15 protein-coding genes are annotated in these 17,145 nt (G+C 61.5%); 11 read left to right on the top strand and 4 right to left on the bottom strand.

From position 1 onward, the window contains the following. Nucleotides 1-90: 90 nt before the first annotated feature. The gene (locus tag ACIX8_RS22090; protein WP_014267618.1) at nt 91-1,146 is read right to left on the bottom strand and encodes an NAD-dependent epimerase/dehydratase family protein; all 1,056 of its coding nucleotides are present in this window, start codon (nt 1,144-1,146) and stop codon (nt 91-93) included. Next, nucleotides 1,143-2,465, bottom strand: coding sequence for a glycosyltransferase family protein (locus tag ACIX8_RS22085; protein WP_223295416.1), 1,323 nt, complete (start codon nt 2,463-2,465; stop codon nt 1,143-1,145). Before ACIX8_RS22085 ends, ACIX8_RS22090 begins: the two co-directional genes overlap by 4 nt. Before the next feature lie 273 nt (nt 2,466-2,738). Here ACIX8_RS22085 and rplU point away from each other — a divergent pair, with 273 nt between their 5' ends. The 3 genes from rplU to ACIX8_RS22070 all read left to right on the top strand — a co-directional run bounded on the left by rplU (nt 2,739) and on the right by ACIX8_RS22070 (nt 5,075). Continuing rightward, nucleotides 2,739-3,071, top strand: coding sequence for a 50S ribosomal protein L21 (gene rplU / locus ACIX8_RS22080; RefSeq protein ID WP_014267616.1), 333 nt, complete (start codon nt 2,739-2,741; stop codon nt 3,069-3,071). 112 nt (nt 3,072-3,183) lie between these two features. Continuing rightward, nucleotides 3,184-3,447, top strand: coding sequence for a 50S ribosomal protein L27 (rpmA, locus tag ACIX8_RS22075; RefSeq protein ID WP_014267615.1), 264 nt, complete (start codon nt 3,184-3,186; stop codon nt 3,445-3,447). A gap of 221 nt (nt 3,448-3,668) precedes the next feature. Then, entirely contained in the window at nt 3,669-5,075 is a 1,407-nt protein-coding gene (locus tag ACIX8_RS22070; protein WP_014267614.1) for an Nramp family divalent metal transporter, read from the top strand. Nucleotides 5,076-5,266: 191 nt separating this feature from the next. Here ACIX8_RS22070 and ACIX8_RS26060 read toward each other — a convergent pair whose 3' ends face one another. Next, nucleotides 5,267-6,898: a hypothetical protein gene (locus tag ACIX8_RS26060; RefSeq protein WP_223295415.1), complete on the bottom strand. Its 1,632-nt coding sequence runs from the start codon at nt 6,896-6,898 to the stop codon at nt 5,267-5,269. Nucleotides 6,899-7,270: 372 nt separating this feature from the next. Between ACIX8_RS26060 and acnA the strand changes: the two genes are divergently transcribed. From acnA to ACIX8_RS22045, 4 genes are all read left to right on the top strand, one after another. After that, the gene (gene acnA / locus ACIX8_RS22060) at nt 7,271-10,174 is read left to right on the top strand and encodes an aconitate hydratase (RefSeq protein WP_014267613.1); all 2,904 of its coding nucleotides are present in this window, start codon (nt 7,271-7,273) and stop codon (nt 10,172-10,174) included. Nucleotides 10,175-10,419: 245 nt separating this feature from the next. Continuing rightward, nucleotides 10,420-11,232, top strand: a complete 813-nt coding sequence (gene trpC, locus ACIX8_RS22055; RefSeq protein WP_014267612.1) for an indole-3-glycerol phosphate synthase TrpC — start codon at nt 10,420-10,422, stop codon at nt 11,230-11,232. Between the two features lie 24 nt (nt 11,233-11,256). Further along, the gene (locus ACIX8_RS22050) at nt 11,257-11,778 is read left to right on the top strand and encodes a Uma2 family endonuclease (protein WP_014267611.1); all 522 of its coding nucleotides are present in this window, start codon (nt 11,257-11,259) and stop codon (nt 11,776-11,778) included. 8 nt (nt 11,779-11,786) lie between these two features. Then, the gene (locus ACIX8_RS22045) at nt 11,787-12,491 is read left to right on the top strand and encodes a phosphoribosylanthranilate isomerase (protein WP_014267610.1); all 705 of its coding nucleotides are present in this window, start codon (nt 11,787-11,789) and stop codon (nt 12,489-12,491) included. A 374-nt stretch (nt 12,492-12,865) separates the two neighbouring features. Here ACIX8_RS22045 and ACIX8_RS26055 read toward each other — a convergent pair whose 3' ends face one another. Next, on the bottom strand, nt 12,866-13,027 hold the full coding sequence (locus ACIX8_RS26055) for a hypothetical protein (RefSeq protein ID WP_184257995.1): 162 nt from the start codon (nt 13,025-13,027) through the stop codon (nt 12,866-12,868). A gap of 304 nt (nt 13,028-13,331) precedes the next feature. Between ACIX8_RS26055 and trpB the strand changes: the two genes are divergently transcribed. The 4 genes from trpB (at nt 13,332) to aroF (ending at nt 16,871) form a co-directional block, all read left to right on the top strand. Beyond that, nucleotides 13,332-14,591, top strand: a complete 1,260-nt coding sequence (gene trpB, locus ACIX8_RS22040; protein ID WP_014267608.1) for a tryptophan synthase subunit beta — start codon at nt 13,332-13,334, stop codon at nt 14,589-14,591. 2 nt (nt 14,592-14,593) lie between these two features. Continuing rightward, entirely contained in the window at nt 14,594-15,370 is a 777-nt protein-coding gene (gene trpA, locus ACIX8_RS22035; RefSeq protein WP_014267607.1) for a tryptophan synthase subunit alpha, read from the top strand. A gap of 97 nt (nt 15,371-15,467) precedes the next feature. Beyond that, nucleotides 15,468-15,746 (top strand): chorismate mutase, encoded by a 279-nt coding sequence (gene pheA, locus ACIX8_RS22030; RefSeq protein ID WP_014267606.1) that lies wholly within the window; start codon nt 15,468-15,470, stop codon nt 15,744-15,746. A gap of 81 nt (nt 15,747-15,827) precedes the next feature. After that, nucleotides 15,828-16,871, top strand: a complete 1,044-nt coding sequence (gene aroF, locus ACIX8_RS22025; RefSeq protein ID WP_014267605.1) for a 3-deoxy-7-phosphoheptulonate synthase — start codon at nt 15,828-15,830, stop codon at nt 16,869-16,871. Nucleotides 16,872-17,145 lie beyond the last annotated feature (274 nt).

Here is a 17,145-nt window from a genome sequence, read left to right as displayed (position 1 = left end):
TGGCAAAAAACGGGAGGAAGCAGGTTCGCTCGCTGCGCTCGAATGACAAACAGAAAAGCAAGTGCCAGTGTTTCTGCGCGATCGGGTAGCTTACGAGAGCCACTTCAGCAACCGGATGATCCCCATGGGCGCAGCCTTCGAGTGGGCCGACACGTCCGTGCGTTCGTGGATGGCGCGGCGATGTTCGCGGTAGTACTCGAAGGAGCGCAGCAACATCTGCTCGTTCGTAAACGTCGGTGCCCACCCCAACTCGTGGCGGATGCGGGTGGTATCGAAGATGAAGTTCTCGGCGATCATGCGGTAGTGATAGGGGCCCAGCGGAGAGATATTCAGCTTGTGCGCGAGCTTCATCATCGCAATCGTCGGAGCCTTGGGCAAGGAGGCCACGCGCGACCTACTGCCCGCGGTGCGGATCACGTTCTCGTACATGCCGCGCATCGTCGGCACCTGGTCCGACCCGATATGAAACAGGTTCGATCCGGCGTAGTTGAGGCATTGGAGGCAGGCCGTGGCGAGGTCCTGCGCGTAGATGAACTGGTAGCGGTTGGAGCCGTCCCCCACCACCCATACCTTTTTCCCATCATCGATGAACTCGAACAGAATCGCGAGCAGACCCAGCCGGCCGCTGTCCATGATCGTCGGGCAGCGCAGCGTGATGACCTGCAGCTCCGGGTGTTCCGAGCGCAGAGAATCGAGCTGCTTTTCTGCAGCCAGCTTCGAGTGGCCGTAGAGTTCCACGGGCGCGGGCACCTCTTGTTCTGTTACTTCGCGTGCCAGGCCCTCACCCCACAGGCAGTTCGTCGAGATGAAGATGAACCGCGTCACGCCTGCCGCCAGCGCGGCCTCGGCTACGAGCCGCGTACCGTCTACGTTGGAACTCCAGAGCAGGTTGTCGTCCTGGACGTCGTGCGCCAGCATGGCGGCGCAGTGAAAGACTGCCTCGAACTTGTGCTCGGCGAAGGTGCGGGCGAGCAGGGCTGCGTCGCGGATGTCGCCCTGGATGCTGGTGAGCGCGGGGTGGGAGTCTGCGTCGGCGACGAGGTCGATGTTGGTGACGGCGAAGCCTTCCGCCAGCAGCCGTTGCTTGAGGATGCCGCCGAAGAAGCCGGAGGCGCCGGTGACCAGAAACTCTTTGCGATCGTTCACCGCGCCGCCTTCCGTTGCAACTCGGCACGCGGTTGCGTCGACCGAAAAAGATAGACCGCCAGCACCGCGATCAGCGGCTCCAGGGGATGCCGAAATCGTGCCTGCATGGTCACGAAATAGTATGGCAGCGGGACGAGCAAAAAGGCCAGCGCCATGGGCCACGCGCCGGACGCACGCCGTTTCAGGGCAAGGAGCAGGCCGAGCAGGCCGCAGGTGCCGAGAAAGCTGTAGCTCAACAGCCGCAGGTACTCGAGCAGCGGATGGCCCTCGGGGGAGTGCGGTGTGCCGTCCCAGAAGAAGATCATGCGGTCGCGAATCCGGCGCACGAACTCCCCCGGATACGCGCGAATGAGAGCTTTGGCTTCTTCTCCCTTAGCCTGCCCATAGGCCACTTCGCCCATCCGGACGAAGCGTTGGAACTCGGGATCGCCGGGCCAGAGCGGCATGGCTGTGCCCCAGGGGAGGGAGCCGTTTCCAGGCTCTACCGACCTGAAGAGCTCGACTCCGAAGTTGTCGCGCGTGGGGATGAAGGCGTGCAGCGTGTGCTCGTTGCGGATGATCCAGGGGGCAAGCGTGGTAGCGAAGACAACGCAGGCAAGAACGGCACCGGCAGCTTTGGGGCTGAAAGTACGGAGGGTCTTCGACGGCCACAGGATCCAGAGAATCCATGCGGGCAGTACGAGCAGCAGCGAGGAGTTGGAGAGCGTAACGAGCCCCCACAGCAGGCCAAAGATGGCCCAGAGTCCCAGGTCGCGGCTTGGTTTTGATGCTTCCGGCTCGCCGATGTGCCGCAGGCGCAACGCGAAGACGAAGGCCCAGGTGAAGAGGCAGGCGGTGAGCGACATCTCCCAAAGCCAGTGGATGGCGAACTGCAGAGCGGCCGGATACACGGCCCAGAGCCACGCCGACCAGAGTGCTACGGGGGCGGCTTTTTCGGAGGCGCGTCGGGCGAGGCCGTGGGCGTCGAAGCAGCGCGCGGCGATCTCGTAGATGGCCGGCGCTACGGCGGCGGAGAAGAGGCTGTCGCACGCCATGATGAAGATGGCCGCGCCGTTCGTGTAGACGCCGAAGAGCTTGAAACCCAGCGCCATCAGCAGCGGAAAGAGGGGAGGGAGCCAGGCCGTGGGGCCGGAGAAGCCGTTGAAAGGATTGCCGTAGCCGTGGCCCTGCACGAGGGAGCGGGCGATGCGTCCGGCCTCGAAGCCGTAGTCGAAGTGGTCGCCGGTAAGATGGATCCGATAGGTGCGGCCGATGAGGATGCAGGCCATCCGAAGCGCGAAACCGGCCCAGAAGATGACCCGGGGGGCGCGGAAACTCACGGGGCGTATAGAGGGCTCGGACACGGTAGGCAACGGGGTCGATTATATCGGCCAGATGAATAGTTGTTGACCTGGACCCCTATTTCCCGATAAACTCTTGAAGTTTGGCGATGTAGCCGGTGTCTTCGGCTACAGGGCCGGTGGGTAGCGGCTGAGATACAGGCTGCGAGGCCCAAGCCGGCCGGGCGAGCCCCGCCCTCCTGACAAGACATTCAGTATTTCTGAGGAAAGCCGAGCGGGACATTCTGCGCTCTGGCGATGAGGTTTCAAGTTATGTACGCAGTCATTCGCACCGGTGGAAAGCAATACCGCGTGGCCCCCGGCGATACCGTCCGGATTGAGAAGAGCGAGCACGAAAACGGCACGCTGGAGTTCTCCGACGTTGTTGCTGTCAGCGGCGAAGAGGGCAAGTTTGAGCAGGATCTGGGCGGCGCGAAGGTGCTGGCCGAGGTCGTCAGCGAAGGCCGTGGCGACAAGATTCTCGTGTTCCACTACAAGCGCAAGAAGCAGTACAAGAAGCTGCAGGGCCATCGCCAGAGCTTCGTTGAAGTCAAGATCAACGAGATCCTCGTCGGCGGCAAGAGCTTCAAGGCTGAAGCCAAGTAAGTACATCCTGGGGCTGCGAACAGCAGGTTCTCAGGTTGGCAAAATAGGATTCGCGGCTTAGCCGCATGATTTCAGAAGCGCGGGCGCGCCCCGGCGCGAAAGAGGCACTGTAATGGCACATAAAAAAGGTCTAGGAAGCTCTAAAAATGGTCGCGACTCCAACGCGCAGCGCCTCGGCGTCAAGCGCTTCGGCGGAGAAACCGTCACCGGCGGATCGATTCTCGTCCGCCAGCGTGGCACACCGCTGAAGGCCGGCAAGAACGTCGGTCGCGGCAGCGACGACACGCTCTTCGCCAAGGTCAGCGGCGTGGTCAAGTTCGCCGATCGCGGACAGCTCGGTCGCTTCGTCTCGATCGAGCCGACCGTCGCAGCGTAAGTTCTCTCAAACTTCAGTTTGAAAGCGAGGGCCCCGCATCCTTTCGAGGATGCGGGGCTTTTCGCGTTTCATTTCTGTCTTTAGGCAGATCCCCTTCAAAACAAAACTTGAGCTCTGACCTTGCAGGGGAGATGTAGCCTACAGATCGGGCTTACAGCCCTCTATTTTGGGCTGATCCTGTACTTATCGCCGACTTTTAGGCTAGACTAAAAATAGTCAAGATGCCTGAATCGCATGCCAATCCGTCCGGTAGCAGCGAAAACATATCGTTTGCCGTCGATATAGCGGTTCAGGACGCCGCGCTTTCACCAGCCTCTGTGGCTGCGATGACACCCGGTGGCAAGGGCCGCAACTCCTTTCGCAGCAACCAGATATGGAGCTACTTCGGCCCGGCGTTCGTGGCGTCGGTGGCCTACATCGATCCCGGCAACTTTGCCACCAACATCCTTGGAGGCAGCCAGTTCGGCTACCGGCTGCTGTGGGTGCTGCTGTGGTCGAACATCATGGCCATTCTCATCCAGTACCTGTCGGCGAAGCTCGGCATCGTGACCGGGCTGACTCTGCCGCAGAACTGCCGCAAGCACTTTGGCAAGAGCACCAGCATCCTCCTGTGGTTCTGTGCGGAGATCTCTGCCGTCGCGACCGATCTGGCGGAGTTTCTCGGTGCCGCGCTGGGCCTCGATCTGCTGATCGGCCCTGCGCTGCAGGCACATGGCTTCTCGCCTACGGGCTCGCTATTCGTTGCGGCAGCTGCGGCGACGGTGGCGGTGTTTGGGATCCTCGCTCTCGACCTAGCCGGGTTTCAGTGGCTGGAGCGTGGCATCATGGCCTTCGTCGGCGTTATCGGCCTGTGCTACGGCTTCGAGGTCTTCCTCGTGCATCCCGACTGGCATCGCGCGTTTGTAGCGACGATCCTGCCATCCTTCGATCCTCATGCTGTAAGGGGGTCGGTCTATGCGGCGGTGGGCATGCTGGGCGCTACCGTGATGCCGCATGTGATCTATCTGCACTCGGCGCTGGTGCAGCCCCGGTTGAACGAACTCGCGCCGCCCTCCGGCGAACCGAAGCCCGGCATCCTCCGGCAGTACCTGCGCTTTGAGCTGATCGATGTATTCGTGGCGATGAACGGGGCCTGGCTCATCAATTCGGCGATGATCGTCATGGCGGCGGTGGCGCTCTTCCACGGACCGAGTGCGTCGCCGACGATTCAGGATGCGTATCACACGCTTGGGCCGCTGCTGGGTTCGGCGGCGGCGACCGTCTTCGCGGTGGCGCTGCTGTGCTCTGGGCTTTCGAGTTCTACAGTCGGTGTCATGGCCGGTCAGGTGATTATTGAGGGTTTCCTCGATATCAAGTTCCCGATCTTCCTGCGCCGCTTCATTACGGTCGTTCCGGCATTGATCGTGATTGGTGTTGGATGGGATCCCTTGAAGATTCTGATCGGTTCCCAGGTGCTGCTGAGCTTTACACTGCCGGCGGCACTGATTCCGCTCTTGCTCCTAACCAATCGCGAAAAGGTGATGGGCGACTTCAAGAGCGCGTTCCGCATGCGTCTGGCCGGCTGGACTGTGGCGACGATCATCCTTGCGCTCAACGTCGTGCTGTTGGTGCAGTTGGCGATGGGGTAGCGGTGCAAGGGATCGTTTAGAGCTCTCTCGCATGCTGTGTGCGTATAGGAATGAACCACTACAGAACTGTCATCTCTCCACTGCGCATCACATAAAGCCGTTATGCTTCGGTCGATATGACAACGTATGGGTGGCTTTGAAAGAGAAAGGCCCGCCGTTTGGCGGGCCTTTCTGCTGGTGCAAGACGCCGATCAGTGCGGATGACCTTCTTCATGACCGCCCTCTGGACGCGCTGCGGGTGCTGGACGTGCTGCAGGGGCTGGACGTGCGGGTTCAGCACGCGGAGCAGCCTGAGGACGCGGGGCCTCACGCTGCGGCTGCGGACGTGGAGCCTCACGCTGTGGCTGGGGACGCTGAACCTCGGGCTGAGGTCGTGGCTGTTGCACGGGGCGTTGTTGCTGAACCGCACGCTGCTGCTGTTGTTGCTGATTGCGTTGCTGCTGCTCCTGCACGTTACGCTGTTGTTGCTGCTGCACATTGCGTTGTTGCTGCTGTTGCTGGTTTCTCTGTTGCTGCTCCTGTACATTGCGCTGCTGTTGCTGTTGGTTATTGCGCTGCTGCTGTTGCTGCAGATTACGTTGTTGCTGCTCTTGCACGTTACGTTGCTGTTGCTGCTGGTTATTGCGCTGTTGTTGTTCCTGCACATTGCGCTGTTGTTGCTGTTGCTGGTTACGCTGCTGCTGTTCCTGCAGGTTCCGTTGTTGCTGTTGCTCCTGCACGTTGCGCTGCTGCTGTACCTGCTGCGGTCCGCGCAGGTTGTTGGCGGGAACGCCGCCACGGTTCTCTCCCGGTCGATTCCCTTCGGGACGATTGCCGATTGCGGGCTGCACACCGTTCGGGCGGGCAAGTGCTGCCTGCGCTGGACGGCCATGGTTCTGGTTGAAGAACTGCTGCCGGTTTTGTCCTGCCTGCTGATGGATCTGTGTCTGAGCTGCTATCGGGCCGACATGGCGTTCGCGCATTGCGGCGATTTCAGCGGGCCGCGGCTGCACGTTGATGCCACCTCGTCCACCGTTGTAGCTCACGCGGTTGTTGTTGTTGACGATCACCGAACGGTTGTAAACGTTACGAATGTTGCCGACGTTGACGCGATTAACGGCACGGTTGTAGTAGAAGTCGTTGCCGTGCCAGTAGCCGCCTTCGTAGCCGCTTCCGGTGTATCCAAAGCCATAGTTGATGCCGCCATAGAAGCCGACATGCGGGCCCCAATAGCCGCGATTGAAGCGGTAGTAGCCGCCGGACCAGCCCCAGTAGGGAGGTGTCCAGAGCGCGCCGTAGTAGGGCGGCGGGCACCATACGCCGGGGACCCAGTAGTAGCCACCAGCGCCCCAGCCCCAGTAGCCGGGCGTCCACAGGTAGTTCGGCTCAGGAGCTTCCGGCTGGTCATACTCGGGCAGCGGTGGTGGCGGCTGGTCGGTCTGAGCGATCGGCTCTACGTCCTGTGAGTTGTCGTAGGCCTGTTGCGAGTTGTCGTAGCCCTGCTGCGAGTTATCGTAAGCCTGCTGAATGGGCGCGGGCGCCTGTTGGGCCTGCGGGTAGCTCTCCGATTGCTGCTGCGGAGCGTAGGAGGAGTTGGAACTCATCACCTGTGTCGACTGGCCGCTGGATTGTCCGCTAGAACTCGAGCTATTGGTAGAACCGCTCACTGGCGCCTGGTTAGCGGCGGCTGGGTCGGGAGCATTGGGGTCTGAGGCGGCATTGTTCACAATGGGAGCGGATCCCTGGTTGCCATGGCAGCCATTGACGCCAAGGGCGAGGCTGGCAACCAGGCCGACTGCGCCCAGGCTCCGCAGCCAGTATTGGGTAGTCACGTGTGTTTTCATCGTTCCAAATCTCCCGCGTTCCCTCAAAAAACGTATAGAGGGCAACGCAACTGTAGCAACTGTATGAGATGCAGACGGATGATACCGCGTCCACATGAAAGGTGATATTGCTCCCACAAATCTCTCGCGTAAAATATCCTTATGCCGAGTTGCGCTCATCTCAAGCGCTTTCGTCGTGGACGCCACGACCGCGGACGTGCCTAGGGCGCTTCCTTCACTCTCTGCTACCCTCGTTACGATTTATCGATTTTGTTGCCGCCATCGCCTGCAGCCTTATACAGGCGAAGCCGCGGCCCAGTTGCTCGGGAGCTTCCTGCCAATGTGCGCGAGCTCCCCAGCCTGCCAGCTACTCAGCTAAGGAGAAGCCACGTCATGCCGAACGCCACCCACCCCAACAGCTTCAACGCCGCCGCCACCCTCACCTCCGGCTCGCAGAAGGTTAACTACTTCCGCCTGAATGCCTTGACCGACACGAACCTCACGCACCTGCCGTTCTCCCTGCGCATCCTGCTTGAGAATCTGCTTCGCTGCGAAGACGGCAAGACCGTCACGGCGGACGACATCCGCTTCCTCGCCGACTGGGACCCGAAGGCTGAGCCCTCGCGCGAGATCGCCTACATGCCGGCCCGCGTGCTGATGCAGGACTTTACCGGCGTGCCCGCCATCGTCGACCTCGCTGCGATGCGCGACGCCATGAAGCAGCTCGGCGGCAATCCGGAGAAGATCAATCCGCTGCAGCCGGCGGAACTGGTCATCGACCATAGCGTGCAGGTGGACGAGTACGGTACGGCCAACGCCTATGACCTGAACGCGGCGCTGGAGTTCACGCGCAACCGCGAGCGCTACGCCTTCCTGAAATGGGGCCAGACGGCCTTCCGCAACTTCTCCGCCGTGCCGCCGGGCATGGGCATCTGTCACCAGGTCAACCTGGAGTATCTCGCCCGCGTGGTCTTCACCACACAGCCCGACGCGGACGGCAACATTACGGCTTACCCCGATACGCTCGTCGGCACCGACTCACACACGACCATGGTGAATGGCCTGGGCGTGCTGGGCTGGGGTGTTGGCGGCATCGAGGCCGAGGCGGCGATGCTGGGCCAGCCGGTGTCGATGCTCGTGCCGCAGGTCGTCGGGTTCAAGCTGACGGGCAAGCTGAAGGAGGGCGCGACTGCGACCGACCTCGTGCTGACCGTCACCGAGATGCTGCGCAAGCTCGGTGTGGTGGGCAAGTTCGTCGAGTTCTACGGCCCCGGCATCAGCGAGCTTCCGCTGGCTGACCGTGCGACGATCGCGAATATGGCTCCCGAGTACGGCGCGACCTGCGGCATCTTCCCGGTCGACGCCGAGACGCTGAAGTACCTGCGCCTGACGGGCCGCAGCGAAGAGCACATCGCACTGACCGAAGCCTACTTCCGCGAGCAGGGCCTCTTCCACACTCCGGATGCACCCGAGGCGCACTACTCCGTGACGATCTCGCTGGACCTTGCGACGGTCGAGCCCAGCGTTGCCGGACCGAAGCGTCCGCAGGACCGCGTGCTGCTCTCGCAGACGCCCGCAAGCTTCGCTCAGCAGTTGCCGGCGCTGCAAGGGCCGAACGCCAACAAGGCTACGATCCGCCAGATGGTGCGCTGGGAAGGTGAGGGTGGTCTGGCCTCGGCCAGCGGCGACCTGACGAGCTCTGTGGGTGCCTCTGCACCGACGGTGCCGGAGGCGGTTGCTGTGCTGACGACGACGCATGATGAGCCGGCGACTCCCGGCGGTGCGGTCTCCGTCACCGAGACTGCGCACTCCGTCGAGGCACGGTTCGGCGTCAATCCTGACAAGTATCTTGTTGATGGCTCCATCGTCATCGCCGCGATTACGAGCTGCACGAACACGAGCAATCCCTATGTGATGATGGCTGCCGGCCTGCTGGCGAAGAAGGCTGTCGAGGCTGGTCTCAGCACTCCGCCGTGGGTGAAGACCTCGCTCGCGCCGGGTTCGCGCGTGGTGACGGACTACTACACGCGCGCCGGGCTGCTGCAGTATCTCGATGCGCTGCGCTTCCAGGTCGTCGGCTATGGCTGCACGACGTGCATCGGCAACTCCGGTCCGCTGCCGACGGATGTGTCGAAGGCCATCGAAGAGCATGGCCTGGTGGCGGTATCGGTGCTCTCGGGCAATCGCAATTTTGAGGGCCGCATCTCGCCGGAGGTTCGCGCGAACTACCTGATGAGCCCTCCGCTGGTGGTGGCGTACGCGCTTGCCGGGCACATCTCACACGACTTCGAGAAGGACGCGCTGGGCAAGGGCAAGGATGGCGAACCGGTCTATCTGCGCGACATCTGGCCGTCGCAGAAGGAGGTCGCCGATACGGTGGCAAGCTGCATCGACTCGACGATGTTCCGCACGCAGTATGCGACCGTTGCGGATGGCGATGCCAACTGGCAGAACCTGAAGTTCCCCTCTGGCGATACCTATGGCTGGGAGCCCGATTCCACCTACATCCGCAAGGCTCCGTACTTCGACGGCATGCCTGCAACGCCTGCGCCGGTGGACGACATCTCCGACGCGCGCGTGCTCGCGGTGCTGGGCGATTCGGTGACGACGGACCACATCTCGCCCGCCGGTTCGATCAAGCTGAACGGCCCGGCAGGGAAGTACCTGACCGAGCATGGGGTGAAGCCTTCGGACTTCAACTCCTACGGCTCGCGGCGCGGCAACCACGAGGTGATGGTGCGTGGAACGTTCGCCAACGTCCGCCTGCGCAACAAGCTCGCTCCGGGCACGGAGGGCGGCGTCACGCGACTGCTGCCTGAGGGCACGGGCATGAGCATCTATGATGCCTCGGTGGAGTACGCTAAGCGTGCTACACCGCTGGCGATTCTGGCGGGCAAGGAGTATGGTTCGGGGTCGTCGCGCGACTGGGCGGCCAAGGGCCCGCGTTTGTTGGGGATTCGCTTCGTTATCGCGGAGAGCTACGAGCGCATTCACCGCTCCAACCTGGTGGGCATGGGCATTCTGCCGCTGCAGTTCCAGGAGGGAGACAACACGGAAGGCCTCGGCTTGACGGGAGAAGAGATCTTCACGCTGGGTACGCAGCCCGGCGAGTTGAAGGCGATGCTCGACTCGAAGTTTGCCCAGGGCAAGAAGCTGTCCGTCATTGCAACAGATGCCAAGGGAACGAAGAGCCAGTTCTCCGTCACCGTGCGCATCGATACGCCGCAGGAGATCCTCTACTACCAACACGGGGGAATCTTGCAGTATGTGCTGCGGCAGTTGGCAGGGAAGGCGTAAGAGCAGGAAACAGGAAGTAGGAAACAGGAAACAGCGAGTCCGTGGTTGGGGCTCGCTGTTTTCGTTTTGCGGGGAGTAGGCCGTCGAGAATTTTGCGTTGGAGTTAGCCCCGATGGGGCCGCCCCTTCGGGGCTGGATTCTGTGCCGCAATCCATCTCTACCTCTACCGGCCGCTTTGTCTTTAGTTTGTAAATTCCTCAGCCTGCGAATTTGCGCTAGGCCATCCCCTGTTTATCTGCCGTAGCATGGAAGAGATGGCTATCTCTACAGAACGCACGATGTATCTCCCCGAAATCCTCGCGCACACGCGCACTGTTGTTGCCGAACGCAAAGCCTCCGCTGATCTGCACGCGTTGGAGCAGGCGGCGAGCGCCCACACCCCACGTGGCTTTGCGAAGGCCCTGCGGGCGAAGGCGCAGAGCGGGCCGGCGATCATTGCGGAGTTGAAGAAGGCTTCGCCGTCGAAGGGCCTGATCCGCGCGGACTTTGACGCGGCGATTCTTGCGCCCCAGTTGGAAGCCGGCGGTGCGGCGGTGCTCTCGGTGCTGACGGATGAAAAGTTCTTCCAGGGCTCGCTCGAAAACCTGCGCCGGGCTTCGGCGGCGGTGAAGATCCCGTGCCTGCGTAAAGACTTCATGGTCGACGAGTTCCAGATCCTCGAAGCCCGCGCGAACGCCGCTGATGCGATCCTGCTGATCGTTGCCGCGCTTACAGATACCGAACTCCGTACGCTTCGCGACTCCGCAAAACAACATGGGCTTGACGTGCTGTGCGAGGTCCACGATCGCGAAGAACTGGATCGTGCCCTGGCGCTCGATTGCGAGTGTGTCGGCGTGAACAGCCGCGATCTGCGCACCTTTGAGGTCTCGCTCGACCGCGCCTGCGAGCTGGCGACGCATCTTCCTGCAAGCGCCGTGCGCGTAGCCGAAAGCGGGATTCATACCGTGGCCGATATGCAGCGCCTGCGCGCGGCGGGCTATGAAGCCTTCCTGATCGGCGAGTCGCTGATGCGGAAGCCGAATCCTGGTGAAGCGCTTGTGCATCTGCTGGAGGGCTAAAATACCCCATACGGAGTGTGCGCCATGGCAAGCTCGGTTCTTGTTCCTGTCCGCGAGTACCTGCAAACGACCTATCGGCCCGACCGCGACTACATCGATGGCGAATTGAAGGAGCGGAACGTGGGAGAGCAGCCGCACGCGCATTTGCAAGGCATTATTTCTGGCATCTTTCGGGAAAAACGAACGATATGGGGTGTGCGAGCTCTTCCAGAGCAGCGGATTCAGGTCTCTCCTCAGCGCTACCGCATTCCAGATATATGCGTGATTCGGAGCACCGATCCCAAAGATCCGATCATCAGTTTTGCCCCTCTGCTCTGCGTCGAAATTCTTTCGAAGGATGATTCTCTCGGAGAGTTGCAAGAGCGGGTCAACGATTACGCGGGCATGGGTGTGAAAGATATCTGGGCCATCGATCCATGGAAGCGGCTGGGTTATCAGGCTTCTAAACAAGGCTTTACGCAGCCCAGTGACGGCATCCTGCGCGTTGTTGGAACCCCTATCGAAGTCTCGCTTGCCGGAATCTTTACGGAACTGGACGAATCTTAACCTTCGTCATGTTCATCAAGATCTGTGCCAATACGAATCTCGCCGATGCCCAACTCGCCGTCGAACTGGGGGCGGATGCCGTCGGGTTCGTCTTCGCGCCGAGCAAGCGCCAGATGACGCTGGAGCAGGCGGAGAGCATTGCGCGTTTGCTTCCTGCCGGTGTGGAGAAGGTCGGTGTCTTTGCGACCGACGATCCCTATGAGGTGGAGCACTCTATGGCTGCCTCGGCGCTCACGGTGGCGCAGCTCCATAACGAGTTCGACCAGGGGATGGTGCAGGCTTTGTCCGGAGAATTCGGGGGCAAGCTGAAGATCATCCAGGCCGTGTCGTATGAGGTAAATGCGACGGAGCGCGCGGCTGCGGACGCTCGCTTTGAGGCGGCGTTGAGAGCGGTTCTCGCGGAGCCTGCGATCTGGGCCGTGCTGCTGGATGCGGCGAAGGGCGGGGTTTCGGGTGGATTGGGAACGACCTTTGATTGGGCGCACGCTGCGCCGATCGTACGGCGGGTGTACGCGAGCGCACAGGATGGGAAGCGCGAGCTTCCGAAGCTGATTCTTGCCGGTGGATTGCACGCAGAGAACGTGGGGACGGCCATTGCCGAGTTTGCGCCGTGGGGCGTGGATGTGGCCAGTGGTGTTGAAGCAGCGCCCGGACGCAAAGATCCTGCGAAGTTGAAGGCTTTTATTGCGGCGGCGCGGGATGCGGTGCGTTAGAGCTCGATCTTGTAGTTTTTATCTCGCCATAGAAACGTCATCCTGGGTGAAGCGTCCCCCCCTTTTGGGGACGCGCAGTCGAAGGACCCCGATGGTTGCTATCTTGCCTATACCCTTCGCCCCTTTTCTACCTCAAGCGCTCGAGCCCGGACTTCTATGCTGGAAAAGGTCTCAACACCACAGGCGAGATCAGGCCCTCGGGGTCCTTCGACTCCGCACCTCGCAAAAAGCGCGAGGCGCTCCGCTCAGGATGACGATTCTGTGGGGATAGTAGCGAGAACATCTAAAACATCTGGTGCACTTATCTTGCTTCTTAAAGGGCAAGACCTGCTGTTTCGCAGGCCGTGTCGGTGCGGGACTTCTTTACCGCTTACTTACGAGCGATGAACGCTTACAGTCCTGATGTGCGCCTGAGGGGTATGTGTGTGAACGACCGGAGTGCGGTCATGTACCTCAGTAGGCGTATGCGCGAAGGCTACAGCGGGGGCCAGTGCCAAAGCTGCTGCAACGATGATGCGAAATGATTGAACTTTCATCTCAGCACCTCCTAACTGCATATAGGACACACCAAGGGGGGCGAAAGATTCAGAAATTGCGGCAGGGGTTGCTTGCCCCATGGACTTCCTCGGGTGTACGTTAAGAAAACTATGCATTTCTGCTTCACACCGCGATTTACTCCCTCCTACCGCTACTGGCGTACCGTAGCGGCATCGGCGGAGTAGTCTCGCGGGACCCAAGCGTTACCTGCGATTCTCAAGATTCCCCGAGCCGCGACCGCCAAGGTTGCGGCTTTTGTGTTTGTAACGACTGACTTTTGACGAAACTACGAAGGACACCGCGATGAGCTCGACCGCAATACCCACGATTACCTCTGCAGCGCCGGTGAGCGCGACTCCCGGACGCTTCGGCATCTACGGCGGCCGCTATGTGCCGGAGACCCTGATGGCCGCGCTACTCGAGCTCGACCATGCGTACGAGCAGGCCCAGGCTGATGCTGCGTTTCATGCAGAGCTCGATGGCCTGCTGAAGGACTACGTCGGCCGTCCTACGCCGCTGTACTTCGCCAAGCGGCTTACAGAGACCCTGGGTGGAGCGAAGATCTACCTGAAGCGAGAAGACCTGCTGCACACCGGCGCGCACAAGATCAACAACGCGCTCGGCCAGGCCCTGTTGGCGCGGCGCATGGGCAAGCAGCGCATCATCGCCGAGACCGGCGCGGGCCAGCACGGCGTCGCCACAGCTACGGTGTGCGCGCTCTTCGGCCTGGAGTGCGTCGTCTACATGGGCGAGGAAGACATGCGGAGACAGGAGCTGAACGTCTTCCGCATGCGGCTGCTGGGCGCGGAGGTGCGCGGCGTGGCCTCGGGCTCGGCGACGCTGAAGGACGCGATCAACGAGGCCATGCGCGACTGGGTTACAAATGTGCGGACGACGTTCTACATCCTCGGCTCGGCACTGGGCTCGCACCCTTATCCGACGATGGTGCGCGACTTCCATCGCGTCATCAGCAAGGAGAGCAAGCGGCAGATTCTGGAGCACGAAGGCCGTCTGCCGGATGCTATCGTCGCCTGCGTCGGCGGCGGCTCGAACGCGATCGGAGCGTTCTACGAGTACATCCCGGAGCCGAACGTTGCGCTGATCGGCGTAGAGGCGGGTGGACGCGGCACCGCACTCGGCGAGCATGCGGCACGCTTCCAGAAGATCGGCGGCGGCATCCCCGGCGTACTGCAGGGCACCTACAGCTATGTGCTGCAGGACGACGCCGGCCAGGTTGCGACGACGCACTCGGTGTCGGCAGGCCTGGACTACGCCAGCGTCGGCCCGGAGCACGCGATGCTGCATGACTCGGGCCGCGCGACTTACACCAGCGCTACTGATGCCGAAGCCTTGAACGCGGTGAGTGTACTGAGCCGCACGGAGGGAATCATCCCCGCACTGGAGTCGGCTCATGCTGTGGCCGAGGCCATCAAGCTTGCGCCGAAGATGGGCAAGGACAAGATCCTGATGGTGAATGTGAGCGGTCGTGGAGACAAGGATATTGGGATCATGACGCGCGAGATGAACTTGAGCGGCGCTACGGCGCAGAAGGTGAGCGCGTAGGCATGCCCATTACTTTTCCAAACAAACCGGGCCTCGTGATCTACCTCACCGCAGGCGATCCTGACCTCGGCACGACGCGCGACATGGCGATTGCCGCCATCGACAATGGCGCCGACGTCATCGAACTCGGCGTGCCGTTCAGCGACCCGCTGGCCGATGGCCCTGTGATTCAGCGCGCCAGCGAGCGTGCCGTCGCCAAGGGCACACGCCTGACCGATGTGCTCGTGATCTGCAAGGAGATTCGTGCAGCGCGACCGCAGGCGGGCATCATCCTGTTCAGCTATCTCAACCCGGTCGTGCGGCTGGGCATGGCAGCTTTTGCGAAGGCAGCGAAGGACGCCGGCGCGGACGGTGTGCTGCTGACCGACATGATCGTCGAAGAGGCCACCGAGTACCTTGCGGCGATGCGGGCCAACGATCTCGCTCCCGTCTTTCTGGCCGCCCCGACGAGCCCTGACGAGCGGCTGAAGGCTATCGCAGAAAACTCCCGGGGGTTCGTCTACGCGATCTCGCGCGTGGGAATTACGGGCACGCAGGCCGAGCTTGCCAGCGATGCGGAACAACTCGTGAAGCGGCTGAAGCAGTTCACGAAGCTGCCTATCGCGCTGGGATTCGGCATCTCGACGCCGGCGCATGTGCAGACGGTCGCTGGCTTTGCCGATGCTGCCGTTGTGGGCAGTGCCATCGTCGGGCTGGTGGAGAAGACCCCGGCGGCAGAGGCCCCGCGGGCTGTTGGAGACTTTGTTCGCAGCCTGCGGAAGGGAACAACCGGCGCATGAAAACCGCCGCAAACCCGTATCATGAGGAGGGGCCTATGTCGAAGAGACTGCAGTGCCCTAACTCATCGCGAACCCCTGGTTTGCAGCCCGAGGAAACATGGAAATTGCTGACTGGCGCAAGAAGATCGATCAACTGGACGAGCAGATCGTCCTCCTGCTCTCCGAACGCGCTGCCGCTGCAGTCGCTATCGGTCAGCTCAAACAGAAGAGCGCGTCCCCTATCTATGAACCGCAGCGCGAACAGATCGTCTTCGACCACGTGCGTAAGGTCAACCCTGGCCCCCTCACAGGCGCGCAGATCCAGGACCTCTACGAGCGCATCATGGACGTCATGCGTTCGCTCCAGCGCCCCGCGAATCCGGATGCAAAGGCTTAGCTGTAAAGATTTTTCGCAGCCCTGTTTTTCTATGCTGCGACGCAGTACCCCATTCCAAGCAGTCAGCAAAGGACTCCAGTGATGATCGTCGCCATGCAGAACCAGGCCACCGATGAACAGATTCAAAGCGTAATTGAACGCATGGTGGAACTCGGCTTCAACGTCCACAGAACCACGGGGGAGACCCAGACCATTCTCGCGGGTGTCGGCACTCCTGAGCACTTCGAGGTCACTGAGTTCCAGGTGCTCCCCGGCGTTCATCAGGCATACCGCATCTCCTCGCCGTACAAGCTGGCGGGCCGCGGTTTCCGCCCTGAGGGCACGCGCGTCACATTCCCCAACGGGCTTGTGGTCGGAGGTGACGAGGTCGTCATCATGGCCGGTCCGTGCTCGGTTGAGAGCAGCGACCAGATCCATCTCAGCGCGAAGCAGGTGGCCGCCTCCGGTGGACAGTTCCTGCGCGGCGGCGCGTATAAGCCCCGCAGCTCGCCGTACAGCTTCCAGGGCATGGGCGTCGAAGGCCTGAAGCTGATGCGCGAGGCTGCTGACGAGAACGGTCTGCTGGTCATCACCGAGGTCATGGAGATCTCGCAGATCGAAGCCATGCTGCCCTACATCGACTGCTTCCAGGTCGGCGCGCGCAACATGCAGAACTTCAACCTGCTGCGCGAGCTCGGCCATGTGCGCAAGCCCGTGCTGATGAAGCGCGGCATCTCGGCAACGATCGAAGAGGTATTGCTCTCGGCCGAGTACATTCTCTCCGGCGGCAACTACGATCTGATGCTCTGCGAGCGCGGCATTCGCACCTTTGAGACCGCGACGCGCAACACGATGGACATCTCCGCGATTCCGGTGCTGAAGAAGCTGACACACCTGCCGGTGCTGGGCGATCCGTCGCACGGCGTAGGCAAGCGCGATCTCGTACCGGCGATGGCGTTGGCTTCCGTCGCTGCCGGAGCGGACGGCCTGCTGATGGAGATGCATCCCAATCCCGACAAGGCCATGTCCGACGGAGCGCAGTCGCTCTTCCCGGACCAGCTTACGAAGCTCGTTGAAAAGCTGCGTCTGCTGGCTCCTGTGGTGGACCGCAGCATTGCTTCGGCTGTAGCGAAGGTGCACGCGTAAGGTAGGCCATCAGCTTGTGTCTGGGATGAAGTTGGACTGTGCAAACGGCTTGCTGTAGCACTGTCTCGTTAAGGGCATGGCTTCAGCCATGCCGTAAACAGCAGGCCAAAGGCCATACCTTTCTGCCGAAGGCTGGAGTGAAGGCGTAGCCGCAACGACTGAATTGCCTTCCTCGATGCTGCCAAGACTGTACAAGGCCCACTTCCGATTCGTGTCAGGGGAAGCGGTTTGCACAGTTCGATCTCGAAGCAGAGAAGATGGTAGCGGCGTCGAT

This window comes from Granulicella mallensis MP5ACTX8 (genome assembly GCF_000178955.2).
GTDB classification, from domain to species: domain Bacteria; phylum Acidobacteriota; class Terriglobia; order Terriglobales; family Acidobacteriaceae; genus Granulicella; species Granulicella mallensis.
The sequence above is the reverse complement of the archived record's forward strand: the minus strand, read 5'-3'. Positions and strand labels throughout refer to the sequence as shown.

Bases quoted from the DNA above. Each gene is read 5' to 3' on its own strand.
- acnA (WP_014267613.1), top strand. From the start codon at position 7,271: ATGCCGAACGCCACCCACCCCAACAGCTTCAACGCCGCCGCCACCCTC.
- rplU (WP_014267616.1), top strand. From the start codon at position 2,739: ATGTACGCAGTCATTCGCACCGGTGGAAAGCAATACCGCGTGGCCCCC.
- ACIX8_RS22045 (WP_014267610.1), top strand. From the start codon at position 11,787: ATGTTCATCAAGATCTGTGCCAATACGAATCTCGCCGATGCCCAACTC.
- trpA (WP_014267607.1), top strand. From the start codon at position 14,594: ATGCCCATTACTTTTCCAAACAAACCGGGCCTCGTGATCTACCTCACC.
- ACIX8_RS22050 (WP_014267611.1), top strand. From the start codon at position 11,257: ATGGCAAGCTCGGTTCTTGTTCCTGTCCGCGAGTACCTGCAAACGACC.
- trpC (WP_014267612.1), top strand. From the start codon at position 10,420: ATGGAAGAGATGGCTATCTCTACAGAACGCACGATGTATCTCCCCGAA.
- trpB (WP_014267608.1), top strand. From the start codon at position 13,332: ATGAGCTCGACCGCAATACCCACGATTACCTCTGCAGCGCCGGTGAGC.
- ACIX8_RS22070 (WP_014267614.1), top strand. From the start codon at position 3,669: ATGCCTGAATCGCATGCCAATCCGTCCGGTAGCAGCGAAAACATATCG.
- pheA (WP_014267606.1), top strand. From the start codon at position 15,468: ATGGAAATTGCTGACTGGCGCAAGAAGATCGATCAACTGGACGAGCAG.
- ACIX8_RS26055 (WP_184257995.1), bottom strand. From the start codon at position 13,027: ATGAAAGTTCAATCATTTCGCATCATCGTTGCAGCAGCTTTGGCACTG.
- ACIX8_RS26060 (WP_223295415.1), bottom strand. From the start codon at position 6,898: ATGAAAACACACGTGACTACCCAATACTGGCTGCGGAGCCTGGGCGCA.
- rpmA (WP_014267615.1), top strand. From the start codon at position 3,184: ATGGCACATAAAAAAGGTCTAGGAAGCTCTAAAAATGGTCGCGACTCC.
- aroF (WP_014267605.1), top strand. From the start codon at position 15,828: ATGATCGTCGCCATGCAGAACCAGGCCACCGATGAACAGATTCAAAGC.